The sequence below is a fragment of the Bacteroidota bacterium genome, from assembly GCA_008933805.1.
Lineage (GTDB): Bacteria > Bacteroidota > Bacteroidia > UBA8524 > UBA8524 > SB11.
In genome coordinates this window covers 14,144-28,633 of record WBUH01000002.1, presented here as the reverse complement: position 1 = coordinate 28,633, position 14,490 = coordinate 14,144, and the positions used below count along the sequence as shown (strand labels likewise).

Below are 14,490 nucleotides of genomic sequence, written 5' to 3'. Positions count from 1 at the left end.
TAATGAGTTTATCATCACTGAGTTTAAAAAGGCCCATACTTGCCACAGTAATGTCTATCATTATTGTGCTGTTCGGGTTGATAGGATTTAATTTTTTGGGGGTGAGGGAATATCCCTCGGTCGACCCTCCCATTATAACCGTCCGTACTGCTTATACCGGTGCTAATGCCGATGTAATCGAGTCACAAATTACCGAGCCGCTTGAAAAAGCAATTAACGGTATCGAAGGTATACGCACCATTTCGTCGTCAAGCAACCAAGGTTCCAGCGTTATTTCGGTAGAGTTTGATTTGAACTCAGACTTAGAAGCTGCTGCCAACGATGTGCGTGATAAAGTATCGCAAGCACAACGTCAATTGCCCGAAGATATTGATGCTCCGCCCATTGTATCAAAAGCCGATGCAAACAGCGATGCAATCATATCCATGACGGTAAAAAGCGATACCCGCAACCAATTGGAAGTGTGCGACTATGCCACCAACGTGTTGCAAGAGCGCTTGCAAACCATACCCGGTGTGAGTGGAATACAGATTTGGGGTGAAAAGAAATATGCCATGCGTATTTGGTTCGACCCGATGAAATTGGCGGCCAAACAACTTTCGCTAAACGATATTCAGTCAGCCTTAAACCGCGAGAATATCGAGCTTCCATCCGGTAAAATTGCAGGTAACGCCACTGAACTAACTGTTAAAACATCAGGCCTGTTAGTTACCGAAGAGGATTTTAACAACCTTATTATTAAAACCGATGCCAACAGTATCGTGCGTTTGCGCGATGTAGGCCGTGCGGTACTTGGCCCTGAAAACGAAGAAACGATTTTGAAAGAATCGGGGGTACCGATGGTGGCCTTGGCTATCATCCCCCAGCCCGGCTCTAATCAGGTGGCTATTGCGGATGAGTTTTACAAACGCTTTGAGCAACTGAAAAAAGAAATACCCGAAGACATTGAGGTGGGTATTGTATTGGATACCACCAAATTTGTAAAACGTTCTATTGCTGAGGTAGAGGAAACCCTGCTGATTGCCATACTGCTGGTAGTAATTATTATCTATCTGTTTTTCCGTAACTGGCTGATAGCCATCCGCCCGTTGATTGATATTCCCGTATCACTATTGGGGGCATTCTTTATCATGTACATTTTCGGGTTCTCCATCAACGTGTTAACCCTATTAGGTATCGTACTTGCAACGGGCTTGGTGGTAGACGACGGTATAGTTGTAACCGAGAACATTTACAAAAAACTAGAAGCCGGACTTAGTCCCCGCGAAGCAGCCAAAGAAGGCTCTGAAGAAATTTTCTTTGCGGTAATATCTACCTCAATCACCCTTGCTGTTGTATTCCTTCCCATCATATTTATCCAAGGTTTTGTAGGCCGTTTGTTCCAAGAGTTTGGAATTGTGGTAGCGGGGGCGGTACTTATTTCAGCCTTTGTTTCACTTACGTTAACTCCGGTGCTAAGTGTGAAACTGGCCGGAAAACCCGGCTACCAATCGTGGTTCTACCGTAAAACAGAGCCTTTTTTCCGTGCAATGGACAATGGCTATCGTCGTGCCCTCGGCTCATTTATGAGAGTAAAGTGGGTTTCGTTTGCCATCATCGCTGCCTGTTTCGGACTTATCATCTTCTTAAACAAATCATTACCCGAAGAATTAGCCCCACTGGAAGACAGAGGCTGGTTGCGTATCACTACGTCAACCCCTGAGGGTACATCATACGATTACATGGACGGCTACATGGATAGGATTAGCCGTTTTGTGGAAGATTCTGTTCCTGAAAAGCAAATCATGCTTTCGGTAACTGCCCCCGGCTTTGCGGGTTCAGGTGCACCCAATACAGGCTTTGGCCGTATCGTAATTGGAGACAAAGACACTCGCGAACGCAGCCAGCAACAAATTGCCGATTACCTTACTAAAAACATGGTGCGTTTTAACGACGGACGTGTGTTTGTAGTTCAAGATCAAACCATCTCATCGGGTGGAGGCCCACGTGGCGGTTTGCCCGTGCAGTTTGTGCTCCAAAATTCAAGCTTTGATAAGATAAAAACCAATCTGCCCAAGTTTATGGACGAGGTTTCTAAAAGCCCTGTTTTTGGAGGTATGGTAGATGTGAACCTTAAATTTAACCGCCCTGAATTGGGTATCACCATTAACCGTAATAAAGCAGCAGAATTGGGTATATCGGTAGCCGATATTGCCCAAACCCTGCAACTGGCGCTTAGCGGTCGCCGTATGGGGTACTTTATTATGAACGGCAAGCAGTATCAGGTAATGGGGCAGGTAGAACGCGATAACCGCGATGACCCCTTGGATATGAAGAGCTTTTATGTGCGCAGTAATACCGGACAACTGGTACAATTAGACAACCTTGTAACGGTAGAAGAGCAAAGTAATCCTCCCCAATTATACCATTACAACCGTTACAAATCAGCCACGGTTTCGGCAGGTTTGGCAGCCGGAAAAACAGTGGGCGACGGCATCAAAGAAATGGAACGTATTGCTGATAAAGTGTTGGATGAAACGTTCAGTACATCGCTTACAGGCCCATCACGAGATTTTAAAGAAAGTTCAAGCAATACTTTGTTTGCCTTCTTATTAGCGTTGTTGCTGGTATATTTGATTTTGGCCGCACAGTTTGAGAGCTTTAAAGACCCGCTTATTATTATGATTACTGTACCCTTAGCGTTGGCCGGAGCCCTACTGTCGTTGTGGGTTTTCGGACAAACCATCAACATCTTTAGCCAGATAGGTATTATTATGCTGATAGGTTTGGTAACTAAAAACGGTATTCTGATTGTGGAGTTCGCCAACCAGTTGCGCGAACACAACCCCGAACTTTCAAGGTTTGAAGCCGCCCTGCAAGCAGCCACTATGCGTTTACGTCCCATTTTGATGACCAGTTTGGCTACCGCTTTAGGGGCGTTACCCATTGCCCTTGCTTTGGGGGCAGGCGCACAAAGTCGTGTTCCTTTGGGTATTGTTATTATTGGCGGTGTAATGTTCTCGCTGGTACTTACGTTGTTTGTTATCCCTGTTATTTACACCCTTTCGGCAAGACGTTTCCTTCAGTTTATCGGATTAAAAAGAAAGGCTGTTACAACTACGTTGTTACTATTGATTTGCGGCGGACTTTTCGCTCAAACTCCGATGACCATTAACGAGGCGGTTGAAGTTGCCTTGAAAAACAATTACGACATTCTTTTATCTAAAACTGCCGACCAAGCAACGCAACTGAACAACAATGCAGGCAACGCAGGGATGTTACCCAATGTAACGCTGAACGTGAGCGAGAATTTATCGAACAATAACATCAATCAAAAATTTTCAAACGGTTTGGAGGTGCAAAGTAACGGGGTAGGTTCTACCAACCTGAATGCAAACGTAGCGCTGGACTGGACGTTGTTTGACGGGATGAAAATGTTTGCCACTAAAAGCCGCTTGGAAGAGTTGCAAAAGCAAACCGGTTTTAATCTTAAAGAACAAATACAACAAACCGTAGCCCAAGTGATGAGTGAGTACTACGGACTTGTGGGGCAAAAGATGCAGATTAAAACCACTGAAATTGCCTTGGATTTGGTTAAAAAACGTCAGGAGATTATAGCCGCTAAGTATGCTGTGGGTGTGGTTTCAGCGTTTGAGGTGAATCAGGTGAACATTGATAAAAATACATTTTCGGCCAATTTGTTGATGCAGCAAAACAACCTTGCTAATCTTAAAATGGGCTTCAATATTTTGTTGGGTCGTGATGCCGGAGTAGCTTTTGACGTTACTGAAACGATTGATAACGATACTACGTTGAATTTCCCGCCGGTGGATGGAAGTCTTGCCAGCAAAAACTTCTCGCTGCTTTCAGCACAACGGAATATCAACATTAGTCAACTGCAATACCGCGAGATTGGTTCGCAACGGTTGCCGTTGGTTCGCTTAACTTCCAGCTACGGATACACCCGTCAAACCAGTCAGGCAGGTTTTTCGCTGCTCAACCAAAGCAACGGTCTAAATGCAGGTATCACGGCCAGTGTACCGTTGTTTAGAAGCAACTCTATCCGCAACCAACTGCGCACGGCTGATTTGCAAATTAAAAGCAGTACCCTGTTGTTTGAAAAGCTGCAAAGCACTGTGAATAGTGCCTACCGACAAGCCTACAACGACTACCAAACCTACAAAACCATTGCAGGTATGGAAAAAGCCAACGCTCAACTGGCTTTTGATAATTACAAAATTGCCGAAGGTCGCCTGCAACAAGGTCTTTCTTCATTACTTGAAGTAAAAGAAGCCGAACGCAACTGGCAGGATGCCCAAAACCGCGATATTAACGCCCAATACAACCTAAAACTTGCCGAAATAGAACTTAAAAAGCTATCAGGGCAATTAGTGGGCAGTAACTAATATATCTTACTAACGACAAAGCCCCTGCACAACAAGTTGTGCAAGGGCTTTGTCGTTTATATAGTTTGGGACTTACGTTTAAGGTTGTCGTGCGGCCGCCGTCATTCCCAACTTGGTTGGGAATCTTGTGCGGTGGTATTGAAGTATCGCTCACTTAAAAAAGAATAGATTCCCGCTTACGCCGGGAATGACGGGATGCTATCAGTGCAGGTAAAATGGGTGTTTCATTACACTTCTACAATTTTCGTTTGGAGTTGCCGTGCGGTGGGTAGTCATTCCCAACTTGATTGGGGATCTTGTGGGAAGGTGTTGAGTCATTGCACCACTGCAATGGATAGATTCCCGCTTACGCTGGGAATGACGGGATGCTCTCAGTATTACATAGCTGATGTTTTATCACACTCGTGCGGTTTTCATTTAGAGTTGCTGTGCGGTTGGTGTCATTCCCAACTTGATTGGGAATCTTGTGTGGGGTTTGAATATAATCGTTCAAAGCTCATCCCATAGGTCTTGTAAATTAGGGTTAACACTTTGAATAAGTTCATCCTTCCATGCCCTATTCCAACGCTTCATTTGTGTTTCACGCAGAATTGCTGCCTCGATTGTAGGAAGCTGCTCGTAATAGACCAAAAAATAACACTTGTATCTGGATGTGAACTTTGAGCCTACACCGCTTTTATGTTCAGCTATCCGCTTTTTCAAATCAGCAGTAACTCCAATGTATAAGGTCGTTCTCGTGTGGTTCGACATTATATACACAAATCCGGTTTTCATTATTGCAAAGTAATAATTTGTAGGGATAGATTCCCGCTTACGCAGGGAATGACGGGATGCTATCAGTGTTTGTAAAATGGGTATTTTATTACGCTTGTACAATTTTCATTTGGAGTTGCCGTGCGGCTGGTGTCATTCCCAACTTGATTGGGAATCTTGTGGGAAGGTATTGAGTTATTGAACCACTACAAGGAATTGATTCCCGCTTACGCAGGGAATGACGGGATGCTATCAGTATTACATAGCTGGTGTTTTTTCACACTTGTACGATTTTCGTTTTGAGTTGCTGTGCGGCTGATGTCGTTCTTATCTTGATTGGGAGTTTGTGCGGTAGAATGCTATTGTTAAATGCTTGGAGGATTTATATTTTCAACCGCTATTTTAGAATAAAACGCAACTAAGTAGTCCAAAAATACCTGCCAAAATTCAGGACTTAGAAAGCCTAAATTTAGATTTTTATTTTGAGAATTAACTAAAAAATCAAACTGATTTAATGAAAAATTTGTAAAAGAAAAAAATATTAAATATCTATTTAAATAAAATGAATGTGGGTTTCCACTATTAGAATAAGGAAAAATTACATTTTTAGTCTCATCACCAAAACTTTGGCAAGTTAAAATAATGTAAAATATATTTATAGTACTATCATTATCAACTTTCTCTAAAAGTTCTTTCTGCTGATTTACTCTAAATCGAATTAATTCAGTACGAAAAACATCTTTTTCCTCTTCACTTATCTTATACAAATTGAATAGCGGATGTGAAGAAACACTCGATCTCCATAATATCGAAAACAAAAATAATTTGAATACATTTATATTAATTTGTTTACTACTTCGCCACCTTATCCCATCATTGTTAATATGGTCTTCGAATTCACTGTTTTTTCTTATATCCCAAAGTCTGTTGTGAAGTCTTTGTGAAACATATGTTTCTAATATCTCAAAATATCTCTCGCAACTTTCACATAATATAAAATCTTCTTTGGGTGAATCTTGAACCTTGCTTTTGTCAAATGGTTTTAAAGATTGAAGAATGTATCCTGCCTTTTGATTACTTGTTCCAAGTATACTCTTGGTCATAAATTTAGGAAGTATGTGAGAATTCTTCTTTGTAGCTGGGTTTATTAGGCATAGTAAACATAAATCATCAACGCTTCTCATTGAATTTGAAACATTAATTAAGATGGATAACACTCTCCCTCAACTCATCCAACTCTCTGATAGCATCTAAAACGCCGGTTATGTTTTTAAGTATCATGGTGAGGTTTTTGGGTGTTTGCTTCATGCTGCATTTTACAGGGTGTGCGGCTACGTATTTTAATATGTTGCCAAACAACTCACTTTGGTAGTATGGGCTACTTTGGTTGGCAGGGAAATAACAGGTAAGCGTTTTGTTGTGCAGATTTACCCGCTCAAAACCCAAATCGCGGGCTTTCCACTTCATCCGCATACTGTCAAACAAACCTTTCAGTTCTTTGGGCATCGGGCCAAAGCGGTCAATCAGTTCATCCCTGAACTTTAATAGTTTATCCTCATCGCCTATCTGTGCTAGTTCGTTGTACAGCGAAAGTCGCTCCTGTATGTTGCGCACATAGTGGTCGGGTATCAGAATTTCAGCGTCCACGTCCACCTGCACCTCATTGGTACGGGGTTTTGGCGTTTCGTCCTTAAACAGTTCTTTAAACTCTTCGTCTTTAAGTTCTTGCAGAGCTTCGTCCAGTATCTTGTGATACATCTCAAAGCCAATCTCTGCAATAAACCCGCTTTGTTCACCACCCAGCAGGTTACCCGCCCCGCGGATGTCCAAATCGCGCATCGCCACATTGAACCCACTACCCAAATCACTGAACTGCTCAATGGCGCTTAACCGTTTGCGGGCTTCTTGTGTAAGCGTACTCAACGGCGGCGAGAATAAATAACAATATGCCTTTTTGTTGCTACGTCCTACCCTTCCACGCATCTGGTGCAAATCGCTAAGACCGTGCATGTGGGCATTATTTATAATAATGGTGTTGGCATTGGGTATGTCCAAACCGCTTTCGATAATTGTAGTAGCCACCAGCACATCATAATCCCCCTCCACAAACTTTATCATAATATCTTCCAGCTGGTGCCCTTCCATTTGTCCGTGGGCAACTGCCGCACGAGCACCGGGAACCAATCGTTCAATCATGGCAGCAAAATCATAAATATCTTTCACCCGGTTATGGATGAAAAACACCTGACCGCCGCGTGCTATTTCATTGGCAACGGCTTCTTGCATCAACTCCTGATTGAATACGTGCAACTCAGTGCGCACGGGCTGACGGTTGGGCGGTGGGGTGTTTATCACCGATAAATCCCTTGCGCCCATCAGCGAGAAATGCAGGGTGCGCGGTATGGGGGTTGCCGTAAGGGTTAGCGTATCCACGTTTACACGGAATTGCTTCAGTTTTTCTTTGACAGCCACCCCAAATTTTTGTTCCTCGTCAATAATTAGCAGACCAAGGTCTTTAAATTTAATTTCTTTGCCTACCAATGCGTGCGTACCAATAAGAATGTCAATTTTTCCTTCTTTAAGTTTGGTAAGAATTTCTTTTTTCTCTTTGGCACTTCGGAAACGGTTGATATAATCAATATTACAGGGGAAACCCTCTAAACGGCTTTTAAATGTTTTATAATGCTGATAGGCCAAAATAGTTGTGGGCACCAACACGGCCACTTGCTTGCTATCAGCCACGGCTTTGAAGGCAGCACGGATGGCGACCTCTGTTTTACCAAAACCCACATCACCGCACACCAGCCTGTCCATCGGGTGTTGCAGTTCCATGTCTGCCTTAACATCCTCAGTTGCTTTGCTTTGGTCGGGGGTATCTTCGTACAAAAACGAAGCCTCCAACTCTACTTGCAAATACGAATCGGGACTGAATGCAAAACCTGTTTGCGCCTTGCGGGCAGCATACAGCTTTATCAAATCGCGGGCAATGTCTTTTACCTTCTTTTTGGTCGATTTTTTCAGCTTGTCCCACGCATCGCTGCCCAGTTTGTTCATGCGCGGCTCGGTACCGTCTTTGCCTACGTATTTGGTTATTTTGTGCAGCGAGTTAATGTGTACGTAGAGTAAATCGTTATCACGGTACACCAAACGCACGGCTTCACTCATCACTCCGTTCATCTCAATCTTTTCAAGCCCTGCAAACTTTCCGATACCGTGGTCGATGTGAGTTACAAAATCACCGGGCGAAAGTTCCCGCAGTTCTTTTAAAGTAAGGGCTTTGGTAGATGAATACGTACGACGGCCTTTGTATTTATAATAGCGGTCAAAAAGCTGATGCTCAGTATAGCAGGCAATTTTCAGATCGTGGTCTATAAAACCCTCGCTGATACCATGATACACAGGCTCAAACTTTACTTCTTTATCCAAATCCTCAAAAATGGTATGCAAACGCTCTACCTGTCGGGGATTATCAGAAAATATAATATTTTGGTAGCCCTTTCCCTGATTGTCTTTAAGGTTCTCAATCAGCAGGGTAAAGTTCTTATGAAACAGCGGTTGCGGCGAGGTTTTAAACTCAATGGTTTTTTGAGGTTTAAAAAACGTGCGTTTCCCGTATTCCACCACCGTACGTTTTTCAACCTGTCCCAGCCACTCGTTAGTGGTTTCGTACAACTCGGCAATGGGTGTAGAGTCGTTATTTTCGCCCAAATATTTGGCCGCTTTACCCAACCCCTCTTCCATCACTCCGGTTGCAAAGGTGCCGTCGTGCAGCCACACCACCACATCATCGGGCAGGTAACTAAACAAACTGGTTTTTTCTTTGGCAATAACTTCGCTTTGTATGTTGGGAACAATGGTGGTATGCACCACTTTTTTTACTGATAGCTGGTTCTCAGGCTCAAACAAGCGGATAGACTCTACCAAGTTGCCGTCCAATTCTACACGGTAGGGTAAATCGTTGGCAAATGAAAACACATCGATAATCCCCCCGCGAATGGCAAACTGACCCGGTTCGTACACAAAGTCAACACGGTCAAAATCGTGTTCACTCAACATCTCCATTAAAAAGTCAAGGTCAAAAGGGTCGCCCACTTTCACCTCAAAGGTGTTCTTTTCAAACGTAGCATTGCCTATCACCTTCTCAAGCACTGCTTGCGGATAGGTAATAATCACCTGCCCGTGCGGCTTCTTATTCAAGCGACTCAATACCTCTGCACGTTTCAGCACATTGCTGTTATCGGTTTGCGCCGGAATGAAACTCTTGCTAAAGCTTTCGAGCAGCAGCAAAATCTCGCGGTTTTCTATCAGGCTGCTCACATCAGTGTGCAGGTAGGCCGCCTGTTCCCAATCGTCGGCTACTATTAAAAACGTTTTTTCAGGATTGCGCAGCCAAGCTGCTGAAATGCCCACCCCTACTGCGGCTCCGTTAAGATTTTGCGCAGCTATTTTAAGGGGTTTTGTTTGAGAAAAAACAATATCATCCAGCCCCGAAAAGGCGGGGTGGCGGGTGTAGAGGTCTAAAAATTGCTTGATGTTCAAAGCGGGGCAAAGATAACGAATGGATGTTAGTTTTCAGTTTCAAGTTTACTGTTTTCAGTTGGGTGGAGGCCCAACCCTTTCCTGTCAAATTGAGCGTGCGAAATTTCTTATCCCAAATATGTTAACACGAATCGTTTAACAGAACTATATAAGATGCTTCCTTCGTCAGCAGGACAGGTGGTTGGTTGGCACCCGTCATGTTGAACTTGTTTCAACATCGCATTGCTAATTCACGATGAATACCGATGAGATCCCGAAACAAGTTCGGGATGACTGCCACCGTGCCACAACCCTTGCCTGTCAAATTGAGCGAAGCGAAATTTCTTATCCGAAATATGTTAATACGAATCGTATAACACATTTTCAATAAGGTGCTTCCTTCGTCAGCAGGACAGGAGGTTATTCGGCACCCGTCATGTTGAACTTGTTTCAACATCGCATTACCAGTTCGCGATAAATGCTAATGAGATCCCGAAACAAGTTCGGGATGACTGCCGCTTTTCCCAATTGCTGCTTAACATCATCCATGTAATACTTGCGCCTGCTTAACATTAAAAACACATTGCTTTTGCAGTAAATGCCCGATACTGTTAATTATACCTGTTATTTAAAAAATTATCTGTTTTGCTACCTTTCTAAACCTAAATTTTAAACAGCCCTGCACTTTTCTACATGTGCTTGTGTTGATAAACCCGTCCGCTTGTAACTAGCTTGTTAACTGAAAGGCCATCTGTAATGTCACTTTGTGCAGTTACAGGTGTTTTAGCCCTTCCATTTTTGTTGTTTTTAACAATTCCTTAAAAGCCCCCGTGCATTGGGCAGGTAATTATGTAATAAATTATTTACCGGCCTTTTAATCCCCCGTTACCTGCCAAGGGGACTTTTGAATCATCAAATTTTAGAAACCGGAGTTACCCGGTAAAAGAAATAAATAAATGCTATGGTTTAAAAAAGCAGCTCCGTTTGGGGTTGTCCGTCATTGGCATTGCTGCACCCTCCGGTTTCTAAAAAATAAACGGTTACTTATGAATAAAAAACACTCAAACTTATTATTGAGCCTTTCGCTATTGGTTTTATTTTCTTCTTTCCCTACACTGGTTCGCAGCCAGGACGTAGTTATCAATGAGTATTATAACAGCGGCGGCACTTCGGGAGCTGATGATGAGGTAGAATTATTGGTGATAAAAGACAGCACTGATTTAAGGAGCTTATGGATTAAAGACTTTTCGTCAAGCAATGCCAATGATGGTGGTGGCGGTTATCAGTTTACCACGTTATCAGTGTTTAGGTATGTACGGGCAGGTACTATCATCCGCCTGCGTAAGCCCGGTTCTGCATTAACGTTGGATACTACTACCGGTTGCTCAGATTTTAACATGGCCATAAGCCTTGGCAACACCACCTTTTTTAGCAATAACGGTACGCTTGATATTGCTACAAACGACATGATAATGATAAAAAGCGGCACGCAAAGCGGTGTTGCCAATAACATTCACACGTTGCGCTCAGGCTCTACCGGAACACAATGGAACAATATTTCATCGGGTACTAAGATTGGTAACACTTCAACAACGAGTGGTTCATCATCGGCTTATGTAAATAACGCAAATACTGTTATCGGTGATTTTAACTTGGGTACCAGTGGCGTAACAGCTTCGGGAACTGCAACATTGGGCACATGGAACAACACCACCAACCAAAACTTTATTCTGTTGTTGCGCGGCCCTATACCTTCGGCAGGTACTGCTGTCAGTTCAAGTGGTTTCACGGCAAATTGGAGTTCATTAACTGCTGCCACTAAATATTATCTTACTGTAGATGATGACTCAACCTTTGCATCGCCTGTTTCAGGTTACAATAACCTTGATGTAGGTAACGTAACCAGTAAAGCTGTTACGGGCTTATCAGCCTCTACCACCTATTATTTCCGTTTAAGGGCTCAAAATGCTACTCCAACCATGTCAAGGTTTTCATGCAAGCAAGCAGTTACAACTGCTACCCCTACTCCTAATATTATAGTAAGCCTTACATCGGTTACAGGTTTAGATACCACTATTAATAATGCTTCAACTGCTCAAACATTTACCGTTTCGGGTGATAACCTAACTGCAAACGTTGCTCTTAGTTTTGTTACCGGTACCGATTTTGAAATTTCATCTACCTCTGCTACAACGGGTTTTGGTTCATCATTAAACCTCACTCAAAGCGGTGGAAATTTAACGGGCGAGCCAGTTACAATTTGGGTGAGGATGAAATCGCAATCGGCAACAGGCACGGTTACTGATACAATTAACTTTACCAGCACAGGAGCTACTACAAGGCAACTGATCCTTAGCGGAACAGCAGGGGCTAACTACTACTCGGCCAGTACAGGTTTCTTGGATGATTTAGCTACTTGGGGAATTAATACCGACGGTACGGGTGCAAATCCGGCATCGTTCTCTACCAATTATTGTACTTATACAGTTACCAACCGCACCACCGCTACATTAAATGCAAACTGGACAGTGAGCGGAACAAACTCTAAAATTGTAGTAGGCAACAGTTCATCAGCCACTGATGTTGAAATACCTGCTTCGCTTACCATTACAGGCACTGTTGATATTGCTAACATGGGTGAGCTTACAATGAATAACACCACCCTTGCACACACCTACGGAACCCGTGCCACAGGTCATACACTTGAGTATGCTCAATCAGGCTCAATCAGGCTCATTCAACATTCCCCAAATTACCTATCACCATCTTAAGCTAACCAACGGCACTAAGGTGTGGGCAGGCAATACTACCACTATTAACGGTAACCTTATATATACAGATGTTTCGATTGACGGAGCTTCGTCGGCTCCCTTTTCAACCGTAAACATTGCGGGCGATTTAACTTCAAACGGAGCACTTACCAACCCTCCTATTGCTAACAGTTACACGTTTATTTGTACCAGCAACGGTACACAAACCCTTAGCGGAAACGGTAATCAGTTTAATCTCTTCAGGTTACAAACTACAGGAACTTCAACCGTTGTATTATCAGACAATTCGGGTGGTACTACCCTGCAATTGGGCAATGCTTCAGGCGGAGGATTTAGCCTTGGGGCAGGAAGTACATTGGTGCTAAACAACAACTCGGTTTCAACAGTTTCAAGCACCAACAGTGCGTTTGCGGCAGCTACCACAGGTGTTATCCGCGGTTCGGCCAATGCAAACCTAACTATTAACAGTGCTGCTACTGCGGTGGGTACTATGTATATGGACCAAACCACTCCCGGTACTACCAATGTGCTTAAAAACCTTACCTACAACTGCACCAATGCAAGCAGTAACCTGATACTGGGCAACCAATTGCAAATTGCAGGGATACTAACCCATACCGACGGCGCGCTTACCACAGGCGGCAATTTGGTACTAAAAGCTACTTCGGGTACTTTGTACGGACAGATTGCAGGCAGCGGTAGCGGTACTATCAGTGGTAACGTTATCTCACAATATACTATTACAGGTGGCGGTATAGGCTGGAGACCGATTTGCTCACCCCTAAATGGTGCTACATTGGCTCAACTAAGTGATGATATGAACTTAGATTTCGGTTCGCTGAGTGCAGCCTCGGCCAATACCTATTATTTTGATGAAAGTGCTGTTCCGTACTGGAATAGGGCAAGCGGAACTTCGGCCACTATGGATAGCCGCTCGTACTCAATCTATATGGGTGGTTCTGCTGCATGGGCTAACCCTTTGCCCCTCACCATGGATATTACCGGAACGTACGCAGGTACTGCCGATTATACTGTAAACGGATTAAGCCGCACAGGCAGCATTACAGATACTACCGGCTGGCAAGTAATCCGTAACCCTTGGCCATCAGGTTTTATGTGGGACGGAACAACCGCAACCGTTGATGATGTGAACAATGTACAAGGCCAGCAAGTATGGGTGTTTAACCAATCTGACAGTAGCTACACCGTTTATGATAATGCTACACAAGGTGTAATCCCACCTTTTACTCCCTTCACTGTAAAAGTAGTTTCAAACAACACCGACCTTACTTTTAAGAACAGCGCCCGTAATACTGATTCGCTAAGCAACTTCTTCAGCAAAACAGGTTTTGAAAACTATCTTGAGCTAAAAGTTACAGGCCCCACCGGCAAAACTGATGCGGTAAAATGGTACACACACCCGCAAGCAACTAACGGGTATGATATTTACGACGGCACTAAAAAGCTAAACACAGGGGCACCCAATATGTACTTTATGCTTGAAGGACAAAAAGCAAGCAAAGAGGTTTGGAATACAATACCCACTGAAAATGAGCCTGTATTCATTCACTTTTTTGCTAAAAACGCAGGAAAGCACACCATAAACTTTGCCACTGAAAACATGGCACCCGGTGTTAAAGTAGTGCTTGAAGATTTGGTAACGGGTAAAAAACACCCCGTAAACAGTAAGCCCTATGAGTTTACTTATGAAGCCAACAGCACACAAGCGCGTTTTGTATTGCACTTTACCCAAACCATCACTTCTGCCAAAGAACCTCAAACCGCTAACAATGCTACACAAATAGGCTGCAACGGTAGTGAGGTTACTGTAATAATAAACAAAGCAGGAAGCTTTGATGCAACCGTGTTTGATTTATTAGGCCGTACCGTAGCCAATACACAAACAGTACATGGCAACGGCCAACTAAATACCCTGAACCTTAACGGACTTGCTGCGGGTTACTACCTGCTACAAGTAAAAGGTAACGGGGTTATAACCACTGAGAAAGTATATATCAAATAGCACTCCTCCATTTTATTTCTAGGTTGCCACGGTCTTAGGG

6 protein-coding genes are annotated in these 14,490 nt (G+C 43.5%); 3 read left to right on the top strand and 3 right to left on the bottom strand.

The annotated features are described in order from the left end of the window. Positions 1-2 precede the first annotated feature (2 nt). Positions 3-4,385, top strand: a complete 4,383-nt coding sequence (locus tag F9K23_02270; protein KAB2917994.1) for an MMPL family transporter — start codon at positions 3-5, stop codon at positions 4,383-4,385. 489 nt (positions 4,386-4,874) lie between these two features. On the opposite strand, the gene F9K23_02265 is transcribed toward F9K23_02270, so the two are convergent. The 3 genes from F9K23_02265 to mfd form a co-directional block, all read right to left on the bottom strand. Next, the gene (locus F9K23_02265; protein ID KAB2917993.1) at positions 4,875-5,159 is read right to left on the bottom strand and encodes a GIY-YIG nuclease family protein; all 285 of its coding nucleotides are present in this window, start codon (positions 5,157-5,159) and stop codon (positions 4,875-4,877) included. Positions 5,160-5,503: 344 nt separating this feature from the next. Beyond that, entirely contained in the window at positions 5,504-6,322 is an 819-nt protein-coding gene (locus F9K23_02260) for a hypothetical protein (protein ID KAB2917992.1), read from the bottom strand. Between the two features lie 13 nt (positions 6,323-6,335). Then, complete coding sequence (gene mfd, locus F9K23_02255; protein ID KAB2918299.1) at positions 6,336-9,623, bottom strand: transcription-repair coupling factor; 3,288 nt, start codon at positions 9,621-9,623, stop codon at positions 6,336-6,338. Between the two features lie 1,079 nt (positions 9,624-10,702). On the opposite strand from mfd, the gene F9K23_02250 reads away from it, so the two are divergent. Together F9K23_02250 and F9K23_02245 are read left to right on the top strand one after the other, a co-directional pair. After that, complete coding sequence (locus F9K23_02250) at positions 10,703-12,427, top strand: hypothetical protein (protein KAB2917991.1); 1,725 nt, start codon at positions 10,703-10,705, stop codon at positions 12,425-12,427. Further along, positions 12,366-14,450, top strand: coding sequence for a T9SS type A sorting domain-containing protein (locus F9K23_02245; GenBank protein KAB2917990.1), 2,085 nt, complete (start codon positions 12,366-12,368; stop codon positions 14,448-14,450). The genes F9K23_02250 and F9K23_02245 overlap by 62 nt, the downstream gene beginning before the upstream one ends. Positions 14,451-14,490 lie beyond the last annotated feature (40 nt).

Coding starts and splice junctions, on each gene's coding strand:
- F9K23_02270 (KAB2917994.1), top strand. CDS start 3: ATGAGTTTATCATCACTGAGTTTAAAAAGGCCCATACTTGCCACAGTA.
- F9K23_02265 (KAB2917993.1), bottom strand. CDS start 5,159: ATGAAAACCGGATTTGTGTATATAATGTCGAACCACACGAGAACGACC.
- F9K23_02260 (KAB2917992.1), bottom strand. CDS start 6,322: ATGAGAAGCGTTGATGATTTATGTTTACTATGCCTAATAAACCCAGCT.
- F9K23_02250 (KAB2917991.1), top strand. CDS start 10,703: ATGAATAAAAAACACTCAAACTTATTATTGAGCCTTTCGCTATTGGTT.
- F9K23_02245 (KAB2917990.1), top strand. CDS start 12,366: ATGCTCAATCAGGCTCAATCAGGCTCATTCAACATTCCCCAAATTACC.